Annotated in this window: 22 protein-coding genes; 7 read left to right on the plus strand and 15 right to left on the minus strand. The window is 72.4% G+C overall.

Features of this window, described 5'->3' with window-relative positions:
• Positions 1-11: 11 nt before the first annotated feature.
• Genes cobM through Q5722_RS06460 form a run of 7 tightly spaced genes read right to left on the minus strand, consistent with a single transcriptional unit; the run spans position 12 to position 6,402 of the window.
• Positions 12-761, minus strand: a complete 750-nt coding sequence (cobM, locus tag Q5722_RS06430) for a precorrin-4 C(11)-methyltransferase (protein ID WP_305027380.1) — start codon at positions 759-761, stop codon at positions 12-14.
• On the minus strand, positions 758-1,963 hold the full coding sequence (gene cbiE, locus Q5722_RS06435) for a precorrin-6y C5,15-methyltransferase (decarboxylating) subunit CbiE (RefSeq protein ID WP_305027381.1): 1,206 nt from the start codon (positions 1,961-1,963) through the stop codon (positions 758-760). The genes cobM and cbiE overlap by 4 nt, the downstream gene beginning before the upstream one ends.
• Positions 1,960-3,441, minus strand: a complete 1,482-nt coding sequence (locus tag Q5722_RS06440) for a cobyric acid synthase (RefSeq protein ID WP_305027382.1) — start codon at positions 3,439-3,441, stop codon at positions 1,960-1,962. Before Q5722_RS06440 ends, cbiE begins: the two co-directional genes overlap by 4 nt.
• Positions 3,438-4,502, minus strand: a complete 1,065-nt coding sequence (locus tag Q5722_RS06445) for a cobalamin biosynthesis protein (RefSeq protein WP_305027383.1) — start codon at positions 4,500-4,502, stop codon at positions 3,438-3,440. The genes Q5722_RS06440 and Q5722_RS06445 overlap by 4 nt, the downstream gene beginning before the upstream one ends.
• A 42-nt stretch (positions 4,503-4,544) precedes the next feature.
• Positions 4,545-5,774 (minus strand): EsaB/YukD family protein, encoded by a 1,230-nt coding sequence (locus Q5722_RS06450; RefSeq protein WP_305027384.1) that lies wholly within the window; start codon positions 5,772-5,774, stop codon positions 4,545-4,547.
• Between the two features lie 3 nt (positions 5,775-5,777).
• Positions 5,778-6,071 carry a WXG100 family type VII secretion target gene (locus Q5722_RS06455; protein WP_305027385.1) on the minus strand — a complete coding sequence of 98 codons (294 nt, stop codon included), beginning with the start codon at positions 6,069-6,071 and terminating at the stop codon, positions 5,778-5,780.
• 10 nt (positions 6,072-6,081) lie between these two features.
• Entirely contained in the window at positions 6,082-6,402 is a 321-nt protein-coding gene (locus Q5722_RS06460) for a WXG100 family type VII secretion target (protein ID WP_305027386.1), read from the minus strand.
• Positions 6,403-6,566: 164 nt separating this feature from the next.
• Between Q5722_RS06460 and Q5722_RS06465 the strand changes: the two genes are divergently transcribed.
• Entirely contained in the window at positions 6,567-9,308 is a 2,742-nt protein-coding gene (locus Q5722_RS06465; protein WP_305027387.1) for an FtsK/SpoIIIE domain-containing protein, read from the plus strand.
• On the opposite strand, the gene Q5722_RS06470 is transcribed toward Q5722_RS06465, so the two are convergent.
• Together Q5722_RS06470 and Q5722_RS06475 are read right to left on the minus strand one after the other, a co-directional pair.
• Complete coding sequence (locus Q5722_RS06470; protein WP_305027388.1) at positions 9,286-11,031, minus strand: helicase HerA-like domain-containing protein; 1,746 nt, start codon at positions 11,029-11,031, stop codon at positions 9,286-9,288. The genes Q5722_RS06465 and Q5722_RS06470 overlap by 23 nt on opposite strands.
• An 87-nt stretch (positions 11,032-11,118) precedes the next feature.
• Positions 11,119-11,766: a LysE family translocator gene (locus tag Q5722_RS06475; protein ID WP_305027389.1), complete on the minus strand. Its 648-nt coding sequence runs from the start codon at positions 11,764-11,766 to the stop codon at positions 11,119-11,121.
• A 54-nt stretch (positions 11,767-11,820) separates the two neighbouring features.
• Here Q5722_RS06475 and Q5722_RS06480 point away from each other — a divergent pair, with 54 nt between their 5' ends.
• A complete protein-coding gene (locus Q5722_RS06480) occupies positions 11,821-12,117 on the plus strand; it encodes a type II toxin-antitoxin system VapB family antitoxin (protein ID WP_305027390.1) in 297 nt (98 codons plus the stop codon).
• 12 nt (positions 12,118-12,129) lie between these two features.
• Positions 12,130-12,642 carry a LytR C-terminal domain-containing protein gene (locus tag Q5722_RS06485; protein ID WP_305027391.1) on the plus strand — a complete coding sequence of 171 codons (513 nt, stop codon included), beginning with the start codon at positions 12,130-12,132 and terminating at the stop codon, positions 12,640-12,642.
• Positions 12,643-12,673: 31 nt separating this feature from the next.
• Here Q5722_RS06485 and Q5722_RS06490 read toward each other — a convergent pair whose 3' ends face one another.
• Positions 12,674-14,179 (minus strand): potassium/proton antiporter, encoded by a 1,506-nt coding sequence (locus Q5722_RS06490; protein WP_305027392.1) that lies wholly within the window; start codon positions 14,177-14,179, stop codon positions 12,674-12,676.
• A gap of 101 nt (positions 14,180-14,280) precedes the next feature.
• On the opposite strand from Q5722_RS06490, the gene Q5722_RS06495 reads away from it, so the two are divergent.
• A complete protein-coding gene (locus Q5722_RS06495) occupies positions 14,281-15,399 on the plus strand; it encodes a glycerophosphodiester phosphodiesterase (RefSeq protein ID WP_305027393.1) in 1,119 nt (372 codons plus the stop codon).
• Between the two features lie 23 nt (positions 15,400-15,422).
• Here the strand turns inward: Q5722_RS06495 and Q5722_RS06500 are convergent, their stop codons facing one another.
• Positions 15,423-16,838, minus strand: a complete 1,416-nt coding sequence (locus Q5722_RS06500) for a vWA domain-containing protein (RefSeq protein WP_305027394.1) — start codon at positions 16,836-16,838, stop codon at positions 15,423-15,425.
• 2 nt (positions 16,839-16,840) lie between these two features.
• The gene (locus tag Q5722_RS06505) at positions 16,841-17,713 is read right to left on the minus strand and encodes an AAA family ATPase (RefSeq protein ID WP_305027395.1); all 873 of its coding nucleotides are present in this window, start codon (positions 17,711-17,713) and stop codon (positions 16,841-16,843) included.
• 90 nt (positions 17,714-17,803) lie between these two features.
• Here Q5722_RS06505 and Q5722_RS06510 point away from each other — a divergent pair, with 90 nt between their 5' ends.
• Complete coding sequence (locus Q5722_RS06510) at positions 17,804-18,004, plus strand: hypothetical protein (RefSeq protein WP_305027396.1); 201 nt, start codon at positions 17,804-17,806, stop codon at positions 18,002-18,004.
• Between the two features lie 6 nt (positions 18,005-18,010).
• On the opposite strand, the gene Q5722_RS06515 is transcribed toward Q5722_RS06510, so the two are convergent.
• Genes Q5722_RS06515 through Q5722_RS06525 form a run of 3 tightly spaced genes read right to left on the minus strand, consistent with a single transcriptional unit; the run spans position 18,011 to position 21,259 of the window.
• Positions 18,011-18,850 (minus strand): SDR family oxidoreductase, encoded by an 840-nt coding sequence (locus Q5722_RS06515; protein WP_305027397.1) that lies wholly within the window; start codon positions 18,848-18,850, stop codon positions 18,011-18,013.
• Entirely contained in the window at positions 18,847-19,785 is a 939-nt protein-coding gene (locus Q5722_RS06520) for a patatin-like phospholipase family protein (RefSeq protein WP_305027398.1), read from the minus strand. The genes Q5722_RS06515 and Q5722_RS06520 overlap by 4 nt, the downstream gene beginning before the upstream one ends.
• On the minus strand, positions 19,778-21,259 hold the full coding sequence (locus Q5722_RS06525; protein WP_305027399.1) for a flavin-containing monooxygenase: 1,482 nt from the start codon (positions 21,257-21,259) through the stop codon (positions 19,778-19,780). The genes Q5722_RS06520 and Q5722_RS06525 overlap by 8 nt, the downstream gene beginning before the upstream one ends.
• An 84-nt stretch (positions 21,260-21,343) precedes the next feature.
• Between Q5722_RS06525 and Q5722_RS06530 the strand changes: the two genes are divergently transcribed.
• Together Q5722_RS06530 and Q5722_RS06535 are read left to right on the plus strand one after the other, a co-directional pair.
• Positions 21,344-21,979, plus strand: coding sequence for a TetR/AcrR family transcriptional regulator (locus Q5722_RS06530; protein WP_305027400.1), 636 nt, complete (start codon positions 21,344-21,346; stop codon positions 21,977-21,979).
• 142 nt (positions 21,980-22,121) lie between these two features.
• Entirely contained in the window at positions 22,122-22,922 is an 801-nt protein-coding gene (locus Q5722_RS06535; protein ID WP_305027401.1) for a zinc metalloprotease, read from the plus strand.
• The last annotated feature ends 65 nt before the right edge of the window (positions 22,923-22,987 follow it).

Consider the following 22,987-nt stretch of genomic DNA (forward strand, 5'->3'; position numbering starts at 1 on the left):
CGTCACCGGCATCAGCCGATCGAGCGGTCCCGGTCGCAGCTGTAGAGGTGGGAGTCGCGGAAACCTGCGGCAGCCAGGGACCGGCCGACCATGATCACGGCCGACCGCTTCAGGCCCGCGTCCTTCACCTGCTGGGCGATGTCGCCCAGCGTGCCGCGCAGGATCAGCTGCTCCGGCTGGGAGGCCTGGAAGACGACGGCAGCGGGGCAGTCGAGGCCGTAGTTGGGCTCGAGCTCCGCGACCACGTCGTCGACCAGGTGCGTGGCGAGGTGGAGCACGATCAGCGCCCCCGCGGAGCCGAGGTTCTTGAGCGTCTCCCGCGGCGGCATCTTGCTGGCCTGGCGGGAGAGCCGCGTCAGCACCACCGACTGGTTGACCTCGGGGACCGTGAGCTCCAGGCCGAGCGCGGCGGAGGCCGCCGCGTAGGCCGGCACACCCGGGCAGAGGTCGTAGTCGATGCCGAGCGCCTCGAGGCGCCGCGCCTGCTCGGCGACGGCCGAGTAGAGCGACAGGTCCCCCGAGTGCAGCCGTACGACGTCGTGCCCGGCCTGCTCGGCGGCGGCGTACTCCGCGACGATCTCCTCGAGGTCGAGGTGCTGGGTGTCGACCCGCTTCGCGTCCGCCGGCACCTCGGCGAGGAGCTCGTCGGGCACCAGCGCGCCGGCATACATGACGACCTTCGCCGCCTGCAGCAGACGCAGTCCGCGCACGGTGATCAGGTCGGGGGCGCCCGGTCCGGCACCGACGAAGTGAACGGTCACTGCTTCTCCACACTCCACTGCACGACCGTCATGGCCGCGCGCCATCCGGTGAACCCGCCGACGGCAGTCGTGCGGGCCACGTCGATCTTGACCAGCTCGCCGCCGTGCTCCTTCTGGAGCCGCATGACGAGCGCCTGGGACTCGAGGGTGACCGCGTTGGTGACGAACCGGCCGCCCCGGGGCAGAGCCGACCAGCAGGCGTCGAAGACGCCCGCTGCGGTCAGGCCGCCCCCGACGAAGACGACGTCGGGCGTCGGCAGCTCCGCGAGCACCTCGGGCGCCGCACCCTCCACGACCTGCAGCCGCGGGACGCCGAGGACCGCCGCGTTGCGCACGATCCGCCCGATCCGCTCGGGGTCGCGCTCGACGCAGAGCGCCCGGGTGGTGGGGTGGGCACGGAGCCACTCGATGGCGATCGAGCCGGAGCCGCCCCCGACGTCCCAGAGCAGCTCGCCCGGCCGCGGCGCGAGGGCCGCCAGGGTCAGCGCGCGCACGTGGCGCTTGGTCAGCTGTCCGTCGGTCTCGAAGAGCTCGTCGGGCAGGCCCGGGGTCTCCTGCACGCCGCGGGGGCCGGCGAACTCCACCGCACTGATGCTGACGCTGTCCGGGAGCTGCCCTGACCAGTAGTCGGCCTGGTCGGCGAAGCCCCTCAGGCTGCGCTCGCGACCCCCGAGGTCCGCGAGCACGGTGATCCTCGAACCACCGAAGCCGTGCGCGGTGAGGAACGCCGCCAGCGCCGCCGGCGTCGAGGCGTCGCGGTTGAGGACCAGGACCTGCGCACCGTCCCCGGCGTGGCGCATCACGGCGCCCAGCGGTCCGGTCAGGGTCGAGACGACAGGGGTCGTCTCGACGGGCCATCCCATGCGGGCGCAGGCGAGGCTGACCGAGCCGGGATGGCTGATGACCTTCACGGCGGGCGCACCGAGCTCCTCGACGAGGGTCCGGCCGATGCCGTGGTGCATCGGGTCGCCGCTGGCGAGGACGACGAGGCCTCGCTCGCGGTGCTCGTCGGCGAGCGGGCGCACGGCGGGCCTCAGCGGCACGGGCCAAGTGATCCGCTCCGCGGTCACGGTGTCCGGGAGGAGGTCGAGCTGGCGCTGGCCGCCCACGACCACGCCGGCCGCGTCGACCGCCTCCCGCGCGGCGCCGGTGAGTCCGGCGTACCCGTCGGCGCCGATGCCGACCACGACCACGCGGTTCACGGCTGCACCCCTGCGTCGACGAGGTCGATGAGCGGCTGGAAGCCGACCGCCTCGTCGAGTGCGTCGGCGAGCCGGTCGAGCATGTCCTCGCGGCGGTCGGCGTAACCGGGCGCATCGGGCTGCGCGGTCCACGGCGCCCCGGTCCGGGAGGCGACCTCGGCCAGGAACGCGCGCCGGAAGCCGTCGGACTCGAACGCTCCGTGCCACGTCGTGCCCCAGACCGCGCCCATCGTGAAGCCGTCGAGGAACATCGAGGCGTCCCATGCCCGCAGCGCGTCGCCGTCGAGCGTCGTCACCCCGTGGTGGATCTCGTACGCCGCGACGCGCTCGCCCCGCCACTCACCGGTGGGACGCCCCAGGATCTTCTCGACCCCGAAGTCGACGCGGGTCGGCAGCAGGCCGAGGCCGTCGACCGTGCCGCCCGACTCGATGCCGTGCGGGTCGTGGATCGTGCCGGCGAGCATCTGGTTGCCGCCGCAGATGCCGAGGACGGGCTTGCCCTCCGCGACCCGACGGGCGATCACCGTGTCGAGGCCCCGCTCACGCAGCCAGGCCAGGTCGCTCATGGTGGCGCGGCTGCCCGGGAGGACGACGAGGTCCGCATCGGCGAGCTCGGCGGCAGAGGTCGTGAACGCGACCGCGACACCCGGCTCGGCCGCGAGCGCGTCGAGGTCGGTGGCGTTGGAGATGCGCGGGAACCGCACCGCGGCGACCCGCAGCGTCGGGTCCACCCGGTGCTGCCAGCCGGCGATCGCCAGGGCGTCCTCGGAGTCGAGCCAGAGGTCCGTCAGCCAGGGGACGACACCGAGCACGGGACGGTCCGTGCGCTGCTCGAGTGTGCGCAGGCCGGGACGCAGCAGCTCGACGTCGCCGCGGAACTTGTTGACGATCCAGCCCTTGAGGTGGCGCTGGTCGTCGGGCTCGAGCATGCCCAGGGTGCCGTACATCGCGGCGAGGACACCGCCGCGGTCGATGTCGCCGACCACCACGACCGGAAGCCCCATCTCGCGGGCCAGGCCCATGTTCACGTAGTCACCGGAGCGCAGGTTGACCTCCGCCGGGGAGCCGGCGCCCTCAGCCAGGACCACGTCGTACCGGCTGGCGAGGTCGCGGTAGGCCTCGAAAGCCGCCTTGGCGAGGTGGGCCCGGCCGGTGGCGAACTCTCCCGCCTCGAGGGTGCCGGCCGGCTTGCCGAGGAGGACGATGTGGCTGCGCCGGTCCGAGCCGGGCTTGAGGAGCACCGGGTTCATCGCGGTCTCCGGCTCGGCGCCTGCCGCGACGGCCTGGAGCCACTGCGCGCGACCGATCTCGGAGCCGTCGGAGCAGACCATCGAGTTGTTGCTCATGTTCTGGCTCTTGAACGGCGCGACCTTGACACCGTTGCGCGCGAAGAGCCGGCACGCCGCCGCCGTCACCAGGCTCTTGCCCGCGTCGGAGGTGGTGCCGGCGAACAGGAGCCCGCGCGTCGATGCGTTCACGCGGTCATTCTCGTCCATGACGACCGGGCGAGCGACCGGCGAGCCGGCCCGTCCGGGACGCGAGCGCGGGAGGGATCCCGGTCTCGGGTCGGCCCGCGTGTGCCGAGGGCGAGCGCGGTGCCCGCCGCGACGACCACGGCGGCTGCCGAGACACGGCGCGAGAGCCGGTTGGCGCGGGCGACGTCGGCGACCTCCACGGGTCGCCCGTCGCCGAGCACACCGCGCGACTCCGCCTCGCCGTCGTAGGTGTTCGTCCCTCCCAGCCGTACGCCGAGTGCTCCCGCGGTCGCCGCCTCCACCGGGCCGGCGTTCGGGGAGGGGTGAAGGTGCGCATCGCGACGCCAGACGACGAGTGCGTCCCGGCGCCCCGTGACCACGAAGACCAGCAGTGCCGCCATCCGGGCCGGCAGGAGGTTGAGCAGGTCGTCGAAGCGGGCGCTGGCCCAGCCGAAGTTGCGGTAGCGCGGGGAGCGGTAGCCGACCATCGCGTCGAGCGTGTTGGCCGCGCGGTAGCCGAGCAGACCCGGCGCGCCGAGGAGGCTGCCCCACACGAGAGGCGCGACCACGGCGTCGGAGGTGTTCTCGGCCAGCGACTCGACGGTGGCACGGGCCAGGTCGGCGGGGCCGAGCTCCGAGGCGTCGCGGGCGCACAGGTGCGCGAGGCGCTGTCGCGCGCCCGGAAGGTCGCCCGACTCGAGCCGCCGGGCCATCACGTCACCCTCGCGTACGAGGGATGTGCCTCCCAGTGCCGTGAACGTCGCCGCGGTGACGGTCGCGAACTCCGTCACGGTCCGGGCGACATCGCGGCTCGACACCGTCGCCGCGCTGGACCGGACGGCCCGCTGGACGAGAACAGTGCCGAGCACCGTGCCGCCGACGAGGACGCCCGTGTAGCCGACACCGGCGAGGCGCGTGTCGGCGTACAGGCGGCGCTCGAGCCGACCTGCGCCGGCACCGAAGAGCGCGACAGGGTGGTGGCGCTGTGGGTCGCCGAGCCGCACGTCGAGTGCATAGCCGACCAGCAGTCCCGCGGCGCGTGCCGCGCCCGTCCTCCCCTTCACGGGGCGCGAGCCTAGCCGTGATCACCGGCCCCGGCCCCACGCTCACCCGTGGACCAGGTGCCTGACGACCGTCACGGCGTCGGCCACGGTCAGCAGGAGCGGCACGATCGCGAGCAGGGCCACCGTCTCGATCCGGTCGATCGCCAGCACCAGACGCGGGTCCTGGTCGCCCTCGCCCGCCATGTCGCCGCCGGCGACGACCGCCAGCCCGAGGCCGAGCACGACAGCGATCACCCCCAGGCCACCCGCCGCCTGCGGACGGGTGACCACGACGACACCGGCGGCGAGCAGCATCATGGCTGCTCCCACGGCGAGACCGGTGACGACCTCCACGGCGCCGTGGTGCCGGGACCCCAGGCACACGACATGGAGCGCTACCGCGCCGACGAGACCGGCGCCTGCTACGCCGTGCGCGGCCGTGGGCACGGTCAGCACCAGCATCACCACCGCGACAGCCGCCATGAGCGCACGCATGAGCTCGCGTGCCACTGCTGTGTCACCACGTGCGGAGGCGAGGGCGGCTCGGGGAAGCCCCACGGACGCGAGCCCGACGCCCACCAGACCGAGCGCAGCGAGCAGTCCCGGATCGACCTGAGACCAGGTGGCCAGCGCCGTGAGGCCGGCGAGGACGACAGCCGCGACAGCCGCGGGCACGAGAAGGAGTCCCACGCCCCGCACGACCCGGGCGAGCAGGACGGCGGCAGCAGCCGCAGACCCGCAGGCCGCAACGGAACCGGCGTACTGGCCGCCGGCCACCGCGGCGAAGCCGACCGCGGCCCATCCGAGGGCCGCTGCCATCAGCCGGTCGTGGCGCCGGCGCACGGCGACCACGGCTGCGCCGCCGAGGCCCACGGCGGCAGCCGCCGCGACACTCCCCGACCAGCCCGGGCCGGTGGCGAGAGCCCAACCAGCCAGCGCCAGGAAGAGCCCGCAGCCGAGCCGTGCGACCGGAGCGACCAGGCGGGGGTGCCAGCCCAGGACGCCGGACCGCACGACGGCAGCGACCGCCTCGGCCGGGTCCTCGGAGGGAACATCCACCGGCGCCGGCCCCACGAGGGCCAGCACGGCGCCGTCGGCGATGCCCTGGTCGCGGAGCCCCACGTCCGGACGGACCTCGTGGCCGGTCACGGTCACGAGCCGCGCCGCACCCGGGGCGCCGAGCAGCCGGACCAGCTCGGGCAGCATCTCGGCGACCGCGACCCGGTCCGGCACCGCGAGGTCCGTCGCGTCGCCCGACTCCGGCACCACCGAGATCCGGCACAGGCCAGCCACCGCTCAGCCGCCGAACCTGCGGGCGTTCGCGGCCTCGGCGTGCCGGTACTCGTCGTTGGCTGCCGCGACAGCGACACCCATCGCGTGCAGGACCTCCTGCATGTCTCGCATGGCGGTGTCCCACCGCAGGCGCGCGCGCTCGAAGGCCTCGGAGGCCGCGCCCGTCCACTCCGGCGAGCGCGACCTGAGCCGTCGGGTGAGGTCGTCGAGCGTGCCCTCGATCCGGGAGGCGCCTGACCGCAGGCCGGTCGCCGCGTCGTCGAGTGCTGCGTGGCCCACTCTCAGCATGCCGCTCATCGGGCCCACCTCAGCCCCGGGCCGCGAAGCGGCCCAGCGCGGCTGCCACCTGCGACTCGGCCTCGTCGTAGGTCGACTCCGTGGCGCGCAGCTGTGCCTCGAAGTCGTCGAGGCTGTGCACGATCCGGTCGGCGGTGGACTGCCAGGCCGCGATCGCGTTGACGAACGCCGCGTGTCCCCTGCCCTCCCACTGGCCCGACAGGTGATCGAGCTGGCTGCGCAGCGCCGCCAGATCACCGTCCAGCCGCGCCCTCGTCTCCCCCACGTCCGCTGCTGCGGCGAGGACCACCCCGTCCGCCTTGCCGATCCCGGCCCCGGCACCTGTCGTCATCGCTTCTCTCCTTCGTCCGGCCACCACACGTGGCGTCATGGATGGATGCCCGCAGCGGCGCACCTCGATCCCGGCCCGCCCACAGGCCGGTCCCGGGCGCTCCTCCTCCACAGGCCCATCGGACGACCGGGCACGAGCCCGTCGGCCGACCTAGCGTCGTCGCCATGACCATCACCGGGACGCGAACCACGCTGCGCCTGCCGGCAGCGCCGCCGCAACGGCCCCCCGAGGGCGGCGGCCTCCTCATGCTCCTGCCCGCCCTGGGCGGTCTCGGGTCCGTCGCGCTGGTGGCCGGCAACGGGCTGGGCAGTGGCGGTCCGATGCGGTTGCGGAGCCTGCTCGCAGCCGGCCTCTTCCTGCTCGTCACGGTCGCGTTCGTGGTCCTCCAGGTCGAGAGGCAGGTCCGCCGACGCCGCGCCCACGCGGGGCAGAGCCGGGACGACCACCGACACCACCTGGCCCGCGCGCGCCAGTCCGTGGTCCGCGCGGCCGACCTGCAGCGGGCCGAGGCACTGGACCGTCACCCCGCACCGGCCACGGTCGTGGCCCACAGCCCCGACCCGGGCGAGCATCTGACGGTCCGCATCGGGGTGGGGACCGGCAGGCTCGGCCTCGACCTGGAGCTGCCCGAGCCGATCCCCGGCCAGCCATCCGACCTCGCCGCCCAGCTGGCCCTCGAGCGCTTCGTCGAGCACCACCGTCACGTGCGCGACCTGCCCGTCGCCGTCGACCTGGCAGAGACCGGCGACCTCGTCATCGACGGACCGGGCGAGGCTGCACGCGCGGTCGCGCGCGCGTGGGTGTGCTCCGCGGCGCGCATCGACCCGGCGCGGCTGCGCATCGCCGTGCTCGCCGACGACGCGGAGGCGTTCGCCGCGTGGGAGTGGCTGAAGTGGCTTCCTCACCACGGGTCGCCCACCGACCGCGACGACGTCGGCCCGGCCCGGCTCCGGGCAACGTCGCTTCAGGATCTGCTCCCGGCAGCCGGCACGCACCACCTGCTCGTGATCGACGAGCGGCGACCGGCCCCCACCAGCCCGACCTCCGGCCCGGCCACCACGATCCGGCCCGCCGGTGGCCCCGTCGCCGGAGCCACGACCGTGTCGACAGGGCCCGCTGCACGCGTGCGACGCGGCGGAGCCGACGTGACGCCGGCCGACTTCCGGCCCGACACCTGCGACCTCGCCACAGCCACTGCCTCCGCGCGACGACGCGCGGCGCTGGTCCCGCCCTCCGGTCCCGGTGACCTGGCCGCACTCCTGCGCGGGTCGCCCCGCATGCACCTCCGCGTGCCGATCGGCACCGGCATCGAGGGCGCGCCGGTCCATCTGGACCTGCGCGAGACGGCAGAGGGCGGCCACGGCCCGCACGGTCTGGTCATCGGCGCCACGGGCAGCGGCAAGTCCGAGCTGCTGCGCACCCTCGTCACCGGGCTCGCGATGACCCACTCCCCCGAGGAGCTCAACCTCGTGCTGGTCGACTTCAAGGGCGGAGCGACCTTCAGCTCCCTCGGCGCGCTGCCTCACACGGCCGCCCTGATCACCAACCTCGAGGACGACCTCACCCTGGTCGACCGCATGCACGACGCCGTGGCCGGCGAGCTCGTCCGACGCCAGGAGGTGCTGCGCGACGCGGGCGACGTCGCACGTGTCACCGATCTTCCTCGCGGTGGACAAGCGGTCCCGTCACTGCTCGTCGTCGTCGACGAGTTCACGGAGCTGCTGGTCACCCGGCCCGACCTCGCCGAGCTGTTCGCCAGCATCGGGCGGGTCGGCCGTTCCCTCGGGGTCCACCTGCTGCTCGCCTCCCAGCGCCTCGACGAGGGGCGCCTGCGCGGGCTGGAGTCGCACCTCGGTTTCCGGATCGCGCTCCGGACGCACACGGCGGCCGAGTCGCGGGCGGTGATCGGCTCGGCCGACGCCCACGAGCTGCCGCCCCGTCCCGGAGCAGGGCTCCTCGCGACCGGCCCCGGTGCGGTGACGCGGTTCCAGACCCTGCTCGTCTCCGCCCCTGAGCCGCGCCGCACAGTCGGTCGGACCGTCCTGCCCTTCACCTCCGCCCCGGTCAGGGACCCGAGCAGCAACGAGCACGTCGAGCCGGCCCTCCTGGAGCGCGTGGTCGCGGAGGCCCGGCACCGCGCCCACGACGGCCGGGCCGCCCGCCGCATCTGGTTGCCGCCCCTGCGCGAGGCGCCCGAGCTCCCCCGGCTCCTCGCGAGCGTCCCGGACCCCGGGGTACGACGGCTGCCGGTCGGCCTCGTCGACCTCCCACGCGCCCAGCGCCACGCACCGCTGCTGCTCGACCTCGCGGGGGCGGGCGGTCACGTCGCGATCGTGGGCGCGCCCCGGTCGGGCCGGACGACGCTGCTCCGCACGATCGGCGAGGCGCTGGCCGCCAGCGCACCGACGCGTACCCGCCTGGCGTTGGTCGACCTCGGCGGAGGCCTCACGCGACTGGCCCGGCTTCCGCAGGTGTCGTCGTGCGTCGGCCGCGGTGAGCCGGAGGAGCTGCGCCGCCTGGCAGACGACCTCATGGCCGAGGCCGCCCGGCGTCGCAGGGATCGTGCGAACGATCCCGACCTGTTCGTCCTCGTGGACGGGTGGGCGGCGCTGCGGGAGGGCTGGCCCGACGTGGAGGCCGCGCTCGCCGGCCTCGCCCAGGAGTCGCTGTCGTTCGGCATCCACCTGGTTCTCACCGCGACCCGGTGGGCAGACCTCCGGCTGCCTCTGCGCGACGTGATCGGCACCCGGCTCGAACTGCGCCTCGGCGACCCGGTGGACTCCGGACACGGCAGGGCTCGTGCCGCCGCGGTCCCGACGATGCCGGGCCACGGACTCACCCCGGACGGCCACCCGTTCCTGGCGGCCGTCCCGGGCGAGGCGGTCAGCGACGGAAGACGCCCTTGAGGATGTTGGTCACCTGGCGCGCGAGCTGCTTCTTGCCCCGCGGTGCCAGCGCGGCGGCGATGTCGTCGGCACTGTTCCACGCCGCGTCCGCGATCGCCCCGCTGCGCTTCGACTTCGCCGGCTTGGGAGCCGCCTTCTCCTGCTTCGCGGCGGTTGCCTGCTCGGCCGCGTCCTGCGACGCCTTCGCGGTGGCCCCCTCCTGGGCGCCGAGCTTGTCGGCGGCCGACTCGGTGTCCTGGACGGCGGAGTACTTCGCGAACAGCGCGCTGCCCTTCACGGCTGCCTCCATGCCCGCGGCAGGGGCGGCCGCCATCAGCGACTCCGGCGCGCGGAGACGGGTCCACGCGACGGGCGTCGGCGCACCTCGCTCGTTCATGACGGTGATGACCGCCTCACCGATGCCGAGCGACGTGATCACCTCACCCAGGTCGGCGTACTGGCTGTCGGGGTAGGTGTTGACGGTCGCCTTGAGCGCCTTGGCGTCGTTGGGCGTGTGTGCCCGCAGCTGGTGCTGGACCCGGGAGCCCAGCTGCGCCAGCACGTCGTCCGGAACGTCGGTCGGCGACTGGGTCACGAAGAAGACACCGACACCCTTCGAGCGGATCAGGCGGACCGTCTGGGTGATCAGCGCCAGGAAGTCCTTCGACGCGTCCGCGAAGAGCAGGTGCGCCTCGTCGAAGAAGAAGACCAGCTTGGGCTTGTCGACGTCGCCGACCTCGGGCAGCGAGCGGAAGAGCGCCGCGAGCAGCCACATCAGGAACGTCGAGAAGACGGCCGGCCGGTCCTGGAGGTTGGGCAGCTCCATGAGCGAGACGACGCCCTTGCCGTCGCGCAGCTGGAGGAAGTCGGCCACGTCGAACTGCGGTTGGCCGAAGAACTGGTCGGCACCCTGGTCGGAGAAGGCGATGAGCTCACGCAGGATGACGCCGGCGGTCGCCGACGACAGTCCGCCGAGGTCCTCCAGCGCAGGCTTGCCCGCGTCGCTGGTCAGGAACTTCACGACAGCGCGGAGGTCCGCGAGGTCGACCAGCTCGAGACCCGCCTGCTCGGCATAGTGGAAGACCAGGCCGAGGCTCGACTCCTGGGTTGCGTTGAGCCCGAGCACCTTCGCGAGCAGGGTCGGGCCGAACTCCTTCATGGTGACGCGCACGGGGATGCCGGTGCCCTGGCCCCCGAGCGCGAAGAACTCGGTCGGGAACGCCGTCGCCGTCCAGGACTGTCCCACCGAGGCGGCACGCGCGGTGATCTTCTCCCCGCCTTCGCCCGGCTGCGAGATGCCCGAGAGGTCGCCCTTGATGTCGGCAGCAAAGACGGGCACGCCGTTGGCGCTGAGCTGCTCGGCGAGCAGCTGCAGCGTCTTGGTCTTGCCGGTGCCGGTCGCGCCGGCGACGAGCCCGTGCCGGTTGAGCATGCCGAGCGGGATCCGGATGTGGACGTCGGTCAGCGTGGTCGCATCCGCCATCAGGCCACCGAGCTCGAGCGCAGCGCCGTCGAAGGCGTAGCCGGGCCGGATCGCGTCCGCGATCGCGTTGCCGGCCGTCGGCGCAGCTGCCGGAGCGGCTGCTGGGGCGGCTGCTGGGGCGGGAGCGGGCACCTCGGCTGACGGTGCGGCCGGTGCGGCCGGTGCCTCCGTCGGGGCAGGTGCGGGGGCCTCGGCCGCCGGGGCGACAGGCTGCTCGGAGATGGGCTGCTCGGCCGGCGTCGCGGCAGGCGTCTCGGTCATGGCGCGAAGCCTAGATCGGGCGACCCCGACAATCCACGGATCCGGGGCCGCGCCGCTCCGGGTCGGCCGGGCAGCCCGTGAGCGCCGTCAGTGCGAGCCGGCGCCGGTGGTCGCGAGGGTGGCGCCGAGGCCGATCATCATCACGCCGCCGGCGGCGCCCATGCGGTCCAGGCGCTCCGGCTTGCGGGCGAACCAGTCGCGAGCCCGTGAGGCGACCAGCACCCAGACGGAGTCGGAGGCGACGGCCATCACCGAGAAGACGCTGCCCAGAAGCAGCAGCTGTGGTGCAGCAGGCGCCGACTCGTTGACGAACTGCGGCAGGAAGGCAGCGAAGAAGACGATCGTCTTCGGGTTGGTGGCGCCGACCACGAGACCGGTGCGCACCGACGCAGCGGCGGAGGTACGCCGCGGCACCGCACCGGCGGCGACCAGCGCCGCCCGCGCGTCCCCGCGGTGGCGGATCGCCTGGATGCCCAGCCACACGACGTACACGGCGCCGACGAGCTTCAGCACGGTGAACGCCGCGGCCGACGCGGCGACGAGCGCCCCGAGGCCGAGCGTCACGCCGAGCACCTGCACGACCAGGCCGAGCGCGTTGCCGACGACCGACCACAGCGCGTCTGCCCGACCCACGGTCAGCGCCCGCCCGATGGTGAAGAGCAGCGACGGCCCGGGCACCTGGATGAAGAGGATCGAGGCGACGAGGAACGTGGTCAGTGGGCCGAGCTCGGGCATGCACCGATTGTCGGCGCCGGTCCCCTGCCCGGCAATCGGATTAGGATCGCGCTCGTGATCTTCAAGCGCGTCGGCGACGGTCGGCCCTATCCGGAGCACGGGACCACGTCCCAGGCCTGGAGCACGGTGCCGCCGCGTCAGGTGCGCCTCGACCACCTGGTCACCACGAAGGACACGCTGCGGCTCAACTCCCTCCTCGACGAGGACTCCACGTTCTACGGGGACCTCTTCGCGCACGTCGTGAAGTGGCAGGGCGAGCTCTACCTGGAGGACGGCCTGCACCGTGCTCTCCGGGCCGCGTTGCAGCAGCGCCACGTCGTCCACGCCCGGGTCCTCGAGCTCGGGGACTGATCAGGAGCAATGATGGAAACCCGCGAGACGTCCGGCCCCACGCTTGCCTTCCTGGTCGGCACGACGCTGCTGATGCTGGTGGTCGGCTTCATCTGGGCGACGAGGCCGTTCCCGTCGCTGTCGTCGTACAGCGACTCCTCGCGCTGCGTGGACACGCAGGTGGCCGCCGGGCAGAAGGTGCATCCGAGCGAGGTGCTGGTCAGCGTCTTCAACGCGGGGCGGAAGTCGGGCGGCGCGGGCACGGCGATGAAGAAGCTCATGCGCCGCGGCTTCGCGCCGGGTGACACCGGCAACGCCGGCACGGCAAGTGTGCGCAAGGTGGAGATCTGGGCCGACCCCTCGAGCCCCGCAGCCCAGCTCGTGGCGGCGCAGTTCGGCTCGGGGACGCCGATCGTGTCGGGCAAGCCGGTGCTCGGCGACGGCATCGTCGTCGTCGTCGGCGACGGCCTGCGCGCCTGGCACCCGAAGGTCGCCGCCGTCACTGCGGAGGCCGACACCTACATCTGCGGCCCGAAGGTCCCCTAGCCCCCGGTCACCCGGGGCCGGCCATCCGCGCTCAGTCCCCGGGCTCGGTCCCGAGCCATTGCGCGAGGCGACCACCCCTGGCGACGAGGCGCAGCCTCTCCTCGGTGGCGTGCCGCTGCTTGCGCGGGGTGACGACGAGCAGCTCGTCGCCGTGACGCAGCACCATGCGGAGCGGCGGCACCAGCAGCTCGCCGTCGCGGATGACGAGGGAGACCGAGGCACCGTGGGGCAGGCGGAGCTCGCCCACCTCGACGCCGTGCATCCGCGAGCGGCTGCTGATCCGGACCTGGAGGAGGTCCGCGGCGATGCGCTCGAGGGGCGCGGCCTCGATCGCGACCTCACGGGGCTCGGAGCGCTTCGCGACCCGCAGCACCTTCGCCACCCACGGCAGGGTCGGCCCGGTGAGCAGGGTGAAGACGACGACCATCACGAAGACGATGTCGAAGAGCCGCGGGGCACCGGGCACGCCCTCGGCGAGCGGGATCGTGGTGAAGACGATCGGCACCGCGCCACGCAGGCCCGCCCACGACAGGAAGACCTTCTCGCGGCGTTCCAGGCGTGACCCGAGCGCCGAGACGAAGACGGAGACCGGACGGGCCACCAGGGTGAGGAGCACCCCCGCGGCGAGCGCGAGGGCGACGGTCGACACCGTGATGCGCCCGGGCGACAGCAGCAGGCCGAGCATGACGAAGAGCCCGATCTGCGCCATCCAGGCGATGCCCTCGGCGAAAGACTTGGTGGTCGCTCGGTGCGGCAGCTCGGCGTTGCCCAGCACCAGCGCAGCGACGTAGACCGCGGCGAAGCCGGAGGCATGGAGGGCGGCACCGGTGCCGTAGGCGAGGATGCAGAACGAGAGCACGGCGAGCGGGTAGAGACCGGAGGCCGGAAGAGCCGCGCGGCCCATCACCCATCCGCCGAGCCAGCCCACGACGAGTCCCAGCAGGACACCTGCTGCGAGCTCGTACAGGACGAGTCCGAGCATCGCCAGGATCCCGTGCTCGCTCGCGGCCCCGGACGACACGAGCACCACGAGGACGACGACGGGCGCGTCGTTCAGGCCGGACTCGGCCTCGAGGGCACCGGTCAGCCGGCGCGGCAGCGGGACCGTGCGCAGCACGCTGAAGACGGCCGCGGCGTCCGTGGCCGACGTGGCGGCACCCAGCAGGAGCGCGAGGCGCCAGTCGAGCCCGAGGAGGAAGTGTCCGGAGAGCGCCATGAGTCCGACCGACACGGCGACACCCACGGTCGCCAGCGACACCCCGAGCTTCATCGTCGGTCTGATCGACTCCCACGACGTGGTCAGACCACCTTCGGCGAGGATCAGGACGAGTGCTCCGAAGCCGAGCGCGTGCGCGACCTGCGCATCGCTGAACTCGATGCCGATCACGGACTCGCCGAGCACGACGCCCATGAGCAGGTAGAGCAGCAGGGACGGCAGGCCGAAGCCGGCGGAGAGACGCACCGCGAGGATCGCCAGCAGGGTGATGACCGAGCCCGCCAGCAGCACGTTGTCGAGCTGGTGGGCGTCGAAGGTCAAGAGGTCACCTCGGCGTCGTGGTCGGCGGGATCGCAGTCTAGCCGGGCAGCGTTCATCGAGGCGCGGCGCGCGCGTCACCCACGACCGCTTGCATGCAGCACATGACCCTGCGCATCTCGGGCGCCGTCGCCGCCCTCGTCACGCCACTCGCCCTGACCACCCTCGTCCCCGTGTCGGCGCACGCGTCACCGGGCGCAGCACCGACCGGCACAGCCGCCACGACGACCCCGGTGGTGATCGGCCACCGCGGCGCGTCCGGCTACCGCCCCGAGCACACGCTCGCCTCCTACCGGCTGGCGATCCGGATGGGCGCCGACTACATCGAGCCCGACCTGGTCTCGACGAAGGACCACGTCCTCGTCGCGCGGCACGAGAACGAGATCGGTGGCACCACCGACGTCGCCGACCACCCCGAGTTCGCGGACCGCAGGACGACGAAGACGATCGAAGGCCAGCGGGTCACCGGCTGGTTCACCGAGGACTTCACGCTGGCGGAGCTGAAGACGCTGCGCGCCAAGGAGCGCCTGCCGCAGGTGCGCCCGGCCAACACGGCGTACGACGGGAGGTTCGAGGTGCCGACCTTCCAGGAGGTGCTCAACCTGGCCCGCGCGGAGTCGCGCCGCTACGGCCGCACGATCGGGGTCTACCCGGAGACCAAGCACCCCTCCTACTTCGACTCGATCGGGCTGAGCCTCGAGGAGCCGCTGGTGGCGCTGCTGCACAAGTACGACCTCGACGACGCCGACGACAAGGTCGTGATCCAGTCCTTCGAGACCGGCAACCTGCGGGAGCTGGACCGCCTGGTCGACACCCCGATCGTCCAGCTGGTCGACGCCTCGGGCGCGCCGTACGATCTCCAGGCAGCCGGCGACCCGCGCACGTACGCCGATCTGGTCACCCCCGCGGGCCTGGCCGACATCGCGACCTACGCCGACGGCATCGGGGCCAACAAGAACCTGGTGATGCCGCGCACCTCGGGCGCGATCACGTCGCCGTCAGGGCTCGTCGCCGACGCGCACGCCGACGGCCTCCTCGTGCACGTGTGGACGATGCGGGCGGAGAACCAGTTCCTCCCCACGAACCTCCGGGTCGGCACGGACCCGAACGCCCACGGCGACCTGGCCAGCGAGGTCACTGCGTTCCTCGACGCGGGCGTGGACGGGGTCTTCTCCGACCAGCCCGACATCGCGGTCGCAGCACGCGATGCCTGGCTGGGCTGACGGCGGACCGGGCTGACCGCGCATCACAGGATGTCGTGCACGAACTCCGAGAGCTGGGTCAGGTTGCGGCACTCGACCATGGGGACGACGTCGTTGTAGCGCGTGGCGACGGAGTCGCCGGTGTCCCAGTTCCGGCGCACCTCGGGGTTGAGCCACCACTGCTTGCGCGTGCCCTCGACGATGGTCTTCAGCGCGTCCAGCTTGAGGTCGGAGTAGTTGGACCGGGCGTCGCCGAGGACCAGGAACGACGTCTTCGGGCCGAGCGCGTCGGGGTACTTCTCGAGGAACCGCGTGAAGGCCCGGCCGTAGTTCGTCCGGCCGAAGCGGGCCGTGTGGGCGGACTGCTCCACGAGCCCGGTCATGATGTCCACCAGGTCGCCGCCGGGCACGAACTGGTCGGTCACCTCGGTGACGTCGTCGACGAAGGTGAAGGCGCGGACCTTGCCGAACTGCTCGCGCAGCGCGAAGACCAGCAGCAGCGTGAACGAGGCGAAGTTGGCCACGGACCCGGAGACGTCGCAGAGCACGACCAGCTCGGTCTTGTGCGGCCGCTTCGGCTTGTGGTGCGTCTCCAGCGGGACGCCGCCGGTGGCGATCGAGGCCCGGACGGTACGCCGGAAGTCCAGCGGTCCGCGCCGGCGCGCGTGGTGCTCCTGGGTCAGCCGGGTCGCCAGCCGCCGCGCGAGCGGGTAGATCTGGCGGCGCAGCTCCTCGACGTCGGCCCGCCGCATCGAGAGGAAGTCGAGCCGGTCGAGCGTGGGGCGGACCACGATCTCCTGGATCTGCTCGACGCCCTTCTCCTGCGCGATGCGCCGGTTGGCGTCGGCCTCGGCGAGGCCGACGAAGGTGCCGATCCGGCGGGTGGCGACGGCACGCGCCTCCTCCTCGCCGAAGCCCTGGCCCTCGAGCCCCTGCATGATCCGGAAGGCCAGGTCCTCGGGGCGGATCCGCTTCATAGCGGTGTAGGAGCTCCACGTCGACCGGCCCGGTCCCTGGCCCGGGAGAGCTCCGAACTGACCCACGCCGAAGATCGCCAGCTCGGCCATCCGCTGCCGGTCGTCGGACTCGAGGGCTGCGCCCAGCTCGGTGCGGAAGTCCTCGAGGCTCTGCGGACCGTCGTCGCGCATCTCCTGGGCGAGCTCGTTGTCGCCCTCCTTGGTGGCCAGCTCGTAGCCCTCGGTCGCGCCTGCGGCGATGCCCGCGCCCATGCGGCCGTCCCCCACGAGCGCGGGGAACCAGAGGTCGAAGAGGGCGTCGAAGCCGGGCCGGTGCCCTTCCCGCTTGCAGAGGGTGGCGGCGTACACCGCCCGGACCGTCTCGCGGTCGTCGAGCGCGACGTGGCCGAGCGCGCGGGCGGCGTCGATGTCCTCGGCCAGGCTCACCGTCAGGCCGGCCGCGCGCAGCGCCTCGACGAAGCCGATGTGCCGGTCGAGGAGCATGGTCAGCGACCCAGCTTGAGCTCGCGGACCGCGCGCTCCTGGTCGGAGCGGTGCTTGAGCACCACACCGAGCGTGCGGGTGATCGCGGCGTCGTCGAGCTTGCCGATCTGCAGCGCGACCAGCGTGCGGGCCCAGTCGACGGACTCGGCGATCGAGGGCGACTTCTTCAGCTCGAGGTCACGCAGGCGGCCGATGGTGTCGACGAGCTGGCCGGCGAGCCGGTCGGAGACACCGGGGACCTGCGAGAGGACGATCTCCTTCTCGCGCTTCGACTCGGGGTAGTCGAGGTGGAGGTAGAGGCAGCGGCGCTTGACCGCCTCCGACAGCTCGCGCGAGGCGTTGGAGGTGAGGATGACGAACGGCTTGCGCACCGCCGACACGGTGCCGAGCTCGGGGATCGTCACCTGGAAGTCGGAGAGGATCTCGAGGAGCAGGCCCTCCACCTCGACGTCGGTCTTGTCGACCTCGTCGATGAGCAGCACGGTCGGCTCGCTGCGCCGGATCGCGGTCAGCAGCGGCCGGGTCAGCAGGAACTCGTCGGTGAAGATGTCGTCGTGGGTCTGCTCCCAGTCCTGCGAGGTGTCGGTCGCCTGGATGCGCAGCAGCTGCTTCTTGTAGTTCCACTCGTAGAGCGCGCGGGCCTCGTCGAGGCCCTCGTAGCACTGCAGCCGGATCAGCTCCGCGCCCGTCGCCCGGGCGACCGCCTTGGCCAGCTCGGTCTTGCCGACACCGGCCGGACCCTCGAGCAGCAGCGGCTTCTCCAGCGCACCGGTCAGGTACGCCGTCGTGGCGGTGGGGATGTCGGTCAGGTAGCCCACCGCATCGAGCCGCTTGGCGGCGTCGTCGGGGCTCTGGAACCAGGCGTTCGTGCTCACCTTCGGGATCCTAGGGGCGTCGTCGCCCGTCGTGACCGGTCCGTGATGGGCATCGCAGTAGCCAAATGCCTCGCGGCGCGTTGACCCAGCGTGATCCTCCGTGGCCAGCGCTCCCTCGCGCAGTCGATGACCTTCGCCGTGGCGAAGGCCGTCGTCGTGACCTTCGCCTTCCTGGCCGGCCACGTCACGCTCTCGGTCGCGACCGACCTGTACGGCTTCGCCGCCCCGACGCCGGCGCCACCGACGCAGGTGGTCGAGGTCCAGCAGACCGATCTCGTCACCGCTCCCTGACCGGCGTCACTGGTTCTCGACCCGGTCGAGGTAGCGACGGCGTACGGCGTCGTCGACGCGGTTGATCGCCGCGTCGTCGTGCACCAGCTTGCGGAACGCCCGGAAGACTCCTTCGGGCACGAAGGGCACGGTCTTCGTCGCGAGCCCGACGTACGACGGCACCGCGATCTCGGGCGCCCGCGAGCGGACCGAGCCGACGATGGCATCGGCGATGTCCTCGGGGTCCACTGTCGGCAGCAGGCCGAGGTCGATGCCGGAGCTGAGCTCGGTCCGCACCGCGCTCGGCAGCACGCAGGTGACGCTGACACCCGTGTCGGCGGTCTCCAGGCGCACGGCGGCAGTGAGGCCGACGGCGGCGAACTTCGTGGCGTTGTAGACCGCGAGGCCCTGGAGGGGGAACTTGCCGGCGAGCGAGGCGACGTTGACGACGTGGCCGTGGCCCCGTTCGATCATGGCGGGCAGGACGATGCGCATGCCGTGGATCGGACCGTGGACGTTGACGTCGAACTGCAGGCGGTCGATGCGCTCGCTGCCCTCGAGGAACGCCCCGTTGGGCATGATGCCCGCGTTGTTGACCAGGATGTCGACCGGGCGACCGTGGGCCTCCTCGGCTGCGACGACGAACGCCCGGAACGACTCCTTGTCGGCCACGTCGAGCGCATGCGCGGTGACGCCCGCCCCCAGCTCGCGCGCCGCCTCGGCGGCCAGCGCGGCGTCGAGGTCGCCGATGGCGACCCGGGCGCCCTTCGCGACGAACGCCTTCGCGGTGGCGAGACCGATGCCCCGGGCGCCTCCGGTGATCAGGACGAGCGCACCGGAGAGATCGATGCGGGGGTAGCGGCTCATGCGAGGGCCCTCTCGATGGTGACGGGTACGGCGGCGCGCGCGGCCGCCAGGGTGGCCGGGACCCGGCGCAGGTCCATGAAGTTCGGGCCCATGGCAGCCAGCTCGGTCGCGCCGGGCTCGATCCGGATGACCCGCGTGCCCTGCTGCTCGAGCAGCGCGACCTCGCGGTCGAGCACCTTCGTCATGGGCGAGCGGAGCAGCCGTTCGGCGCGGGCCAGGCCACGGGCCGGCAGCCCGCCGGCGGTCGTCATCGGGGCGATGACGACGACCTCGTCGAGACCGAGCCGGGCGAGGAGGTCGGCGGACCCGGTCGAGACCGCACCGCCGTCGAGGTAGCGCCGTCCCGCGATCGGGACCGGCGGGAACCAGCCGGGGATGCCCCAGCTGGCCGCGATCGCCTCGCCGAGCGTCGCCGTCGGAGCACCGGGCGACCCGAAGGCGACCCGCTCCCCCGTGCCGGCGTCGGCCGCGACCAGCCAGGTGGCCGGGTGCGCGACCCAGCCGTCCGGACCGGCGAGCGCGTCACCGAAGTCGCGCAGCCAGGTCGCGTCACCCCGCCCGCGGGGAGCCAGTCCGGCCAGCGCCGCGAGAGGGTCACCGCGCCGCACACCTGCCGCGACCGCGCGCGGGCGGGGCAGTGCCGGCGCCGGGACCGGCGGGACCATGCCCGGGTGGATCGCCAGGTGGGCGGCGAGCACCGGTTCGGCCCCCGGCTCGCCGTCGAGGGCGGCCAGCACCTGCGCGGTGCTCCTCCCCGAGCCGAGGGCGGCCGCCATCTCGGCGCCGGCGGACGTGCCGACCAGGACCTCGGCGGTACGGACGTCCCAGTCCAGGGTCTGCTCGAGCCCGGCGAGGGCGACGGCGCTCCACGCGAAGCCGAGCGTGCCGCCGCAGCCGAGGACGACGCCACGCCGCGGCGTACCCGGCTCAGGCATAGGTGTAGTCGGTCAGGGGGAAGCGCCCGGCCTCGCGGAAGGCGCCGAGCGTCGACGTGGGACGCAGCAGCGTCGCCTCGCCGTGCTGGTTGAAGTAGTAGCTGTTGGCCGAGGCGCACGAGCCCAGCCGGAAGACCGAGTCCTCGAGGTTGCGCGTCATCCGGTCGAGGAAGCGGTCGTTGGCCTCCTGCGTGACCTCGAAGACCGTCGCGCCCTTCTTCTGCATCTCGGTGACGAGCCGGTCCATGTGCTTCATCTGCGACTCGATCGTCGTGAAGTAGGACAGGCCGCTGTACGAGTACGGGCTGTTGAGGGAGAAGAGGTTCGGGAAGCCCGGCATGGTGATGCCCTCGTAGGCCTGGAAGCGGGTGTCACGCCACCACTTGCCCAGGTTCTTGCCGTCGCGGCCGATGATCTCGATGGCGGGGAAGTTGACGTCCCAGAGGTTGAACCCGGTCGCCAGCACCAGCACGTCGAGGTCGGTGCGGTTGCCGTCGGAGGTCACGATCCCGGTCTCGTCGATCGAGGCGATCGAGGTCGTCTCCAGGTGCACGTGCGGCTTGTTGAAGGTCGGGTAGAAGGTGTTGGAGAAGGTGGGGCGCTTGCAGCCGAAGGTGTAGTCCGGCGTGAGCTTCGCGCGCGTCTCCGGGTCCTTCACCTGGCGGCGCAGGTGGGCCTTGGCAACCGCCTCCGCGACCTTGCCGAAGGGGCGGAACTCCTTGTACTTCAGCACGCCCGCGACCATCAGCACCTCGAGGATCGAGGAGCCGCCGAAGCGCGCGACCTTCTGCGTCAGCGGCAGCCGCGCGAACAGCGTCTGCACGGCCTTCGGCACGTCGAAGTCGGGCTTCGCGGTGACCCAGATCGGCGTGCGCTGGTAGACGGTGAGGTCGGCGACCTCCTTGGCCAGCTCCGGGATCAGCTGGACCGCGGTGGCACCGGTGCCGATGATCGCGGCGCGCTTGCCGGCGAGGTCGTAGGAGTCGTCCCACGCGGTGGTGTGGATGACCTTGCCGGCGAACGTCTCGATGCCCGGGATGTCGGGCATCTTCGGCTGCGAGAGGAAGCCGGTCGCGGTCAGCAGGTAGACCGCCGACACCGTCTCCCCACCGGCGAGGCTGACCCGCCAGAGCTGGGCTTCCTCGTCCCAGCGGGCACCCTCGACGACCGTGCCGAACCGCATGTGGCGGCGCAGGTCGTAGGTGTCCGCCACGTGCTCGGCGTACTTCTTCAGCTCGGCGCCGGGCGCGTAGAGGCGCGACCAGTACGGGTTCGGCTCGAAGGAGTAGGAGTACGTCGCCGACGGGATGTCGACCGCAAGGCCCGGGTAGCGGTTCACGTGCCACGTGCCGCCGAGGTCGGACTCGCGCTCGAGGATGACCAGGTCGTCGTAGCCCAGGCGCCTGAGCTGGATGGCGGCACCCATGCCGCCGAAACCCGCGCCGACGATGATCGCGTCGTGATGGCTGCGCATGGGGGGTCTCCTCAAGAACGGAATGAAACGTCAGTGCCGGAACGGTATGTCATTTTCCGGGCGTCGGCAATAGACTCACCTGCCATGACCGCCGAGGAGATCGCCCCGCTGAGCCGCGTCGAGCGACGCAAGGCCGAGCTGCGCCGCGAGATCATCGACGCGGCGTTCGACTGCTTCGCCGAGGCGGGCTACCACGCGACGGGCATCGCCGACATCGCCGCGCGACTGGGCATCGGCCACGGCACCTTCTACCGCTACTTCGCCAACAAGCGGGACATCGTCGAGCACGTCATCACCGACCTCACCGAGCGCGTCATCGGGGCCCTCACCGCCGAGAACGCGCCGACGGCTCCGCACTCCCTGGAGGAGTACCGCGCGCAGACGGTCCGGATCGGCGACGCCCTGGCCGACGTCTTCGGCGAGGACCCGCGCGTGCCCCGCATGCTGCTCCTCGAGGCCCCGGGCATCGACAAGGAGATGGGCGAGCGGATCCTCGACTTCTTCGCCCTGGCGACCACGCTCACGGCCGCCTACGTGCAGCACGGCGTGGACGAGGGGTACCTGCCCGGCGACCTCGACGTGGACAACACCGCGCGCGCCATCAACGGCATGATCCTGGCCTCGGTCCTCGCCGCCCTGCACGACCCGACGCTGGACCACCAGCGGCTCCGCGCAGCCATCCAGCGGGTCATGTACGACGGCATCGCCGGCCGTCGCTGACCCTCGACCGCGCTGTGATCGGCGCGTGACATGCACGTTCCTGCATTGCAGAAACGTGCATGCCGGATTCCCTTCCAGCAGCCAGCGGCCGTTCCTACGGTGACGGCACCTGCCACCGCAGGCACCGACACTGGAGGACCACATGAGCCTTACCCGGAAGTGGAAGCTGACCCTCGCCGCCACCCTCGGCACCACCGCGATCGCGGGCACGGCGTACGCCGCCGACGTGCCGAGCTGGCAGCAGTTCGAGGCCGCGACCTACACGGACCCGACGGGGGTCCGTGTCGTCAACGGCGACGAGGCGATGGCGACCACCGGAGACCTGCACAAGTTCTACGACGAGCTCACCAGCACGCCGAAGAAGGGCCTCGACGACGGCCTCATCGTCAACACCGTCAACGGCGCCGACGACAAGTGGTCGGCGAGCCAGGTCGGCAACCTGACCTACTGCGTCAGCGACAAGTTCGGAGCCGACAAGGCCGGCATCGTCGCCGCGATGAACGGCGGCGCCGCACTGTGGGAGAGCGCCTCCTCCGCGATCGACTTCGTCTACGTGCCCTCCCAGGACGCCAGCTGCACGACGCGCAACACCAGCGTCCTGTTCTCGGTCGAGCCGGTGCAGACGTCGCAGTACATCGCCCGGTCGTTCTTCCCCTCGACCCCGAAGCGCTCGCGCAACGTCCTCGTCGACGACTCGATCTGGAGCTCCGGCTCCTGGACGCCGTCCAACATCCTGGGCCACGAGCTGGGCCACGTGCTCGGCTTCCGCCACGAGCACACCCGCCCGGAGGCCGGCACCTGCTTCGAGGACAACAACTGGCGTCCGCTGACGCCGTACGACTCGGTGTCGATCATGCACTACCCGCAGTGCAACGGCGGGTCCACGAACCTGCAGTTCAGCAGCCTCGACGCCCAGGGCGTGGCGGCGCTGTACGGCAACTAGGTCAGGCCCACCCCGGTCTGAGACCCGCAACCCCTCCCCCGCGGGCGAGGCCCGTCCGGCACTGC

The sequence above is a fragment of the Nocardioides jiangxiensis genome, assembly GCF_030580915.1.
GTDB classification, from domain to species: Bacteria; Actinomycetota; Actinomycetes; order Propionibacteriales; family Nocardioidaceae; genus Nocardioides; species Nocardioides jiangxiensis.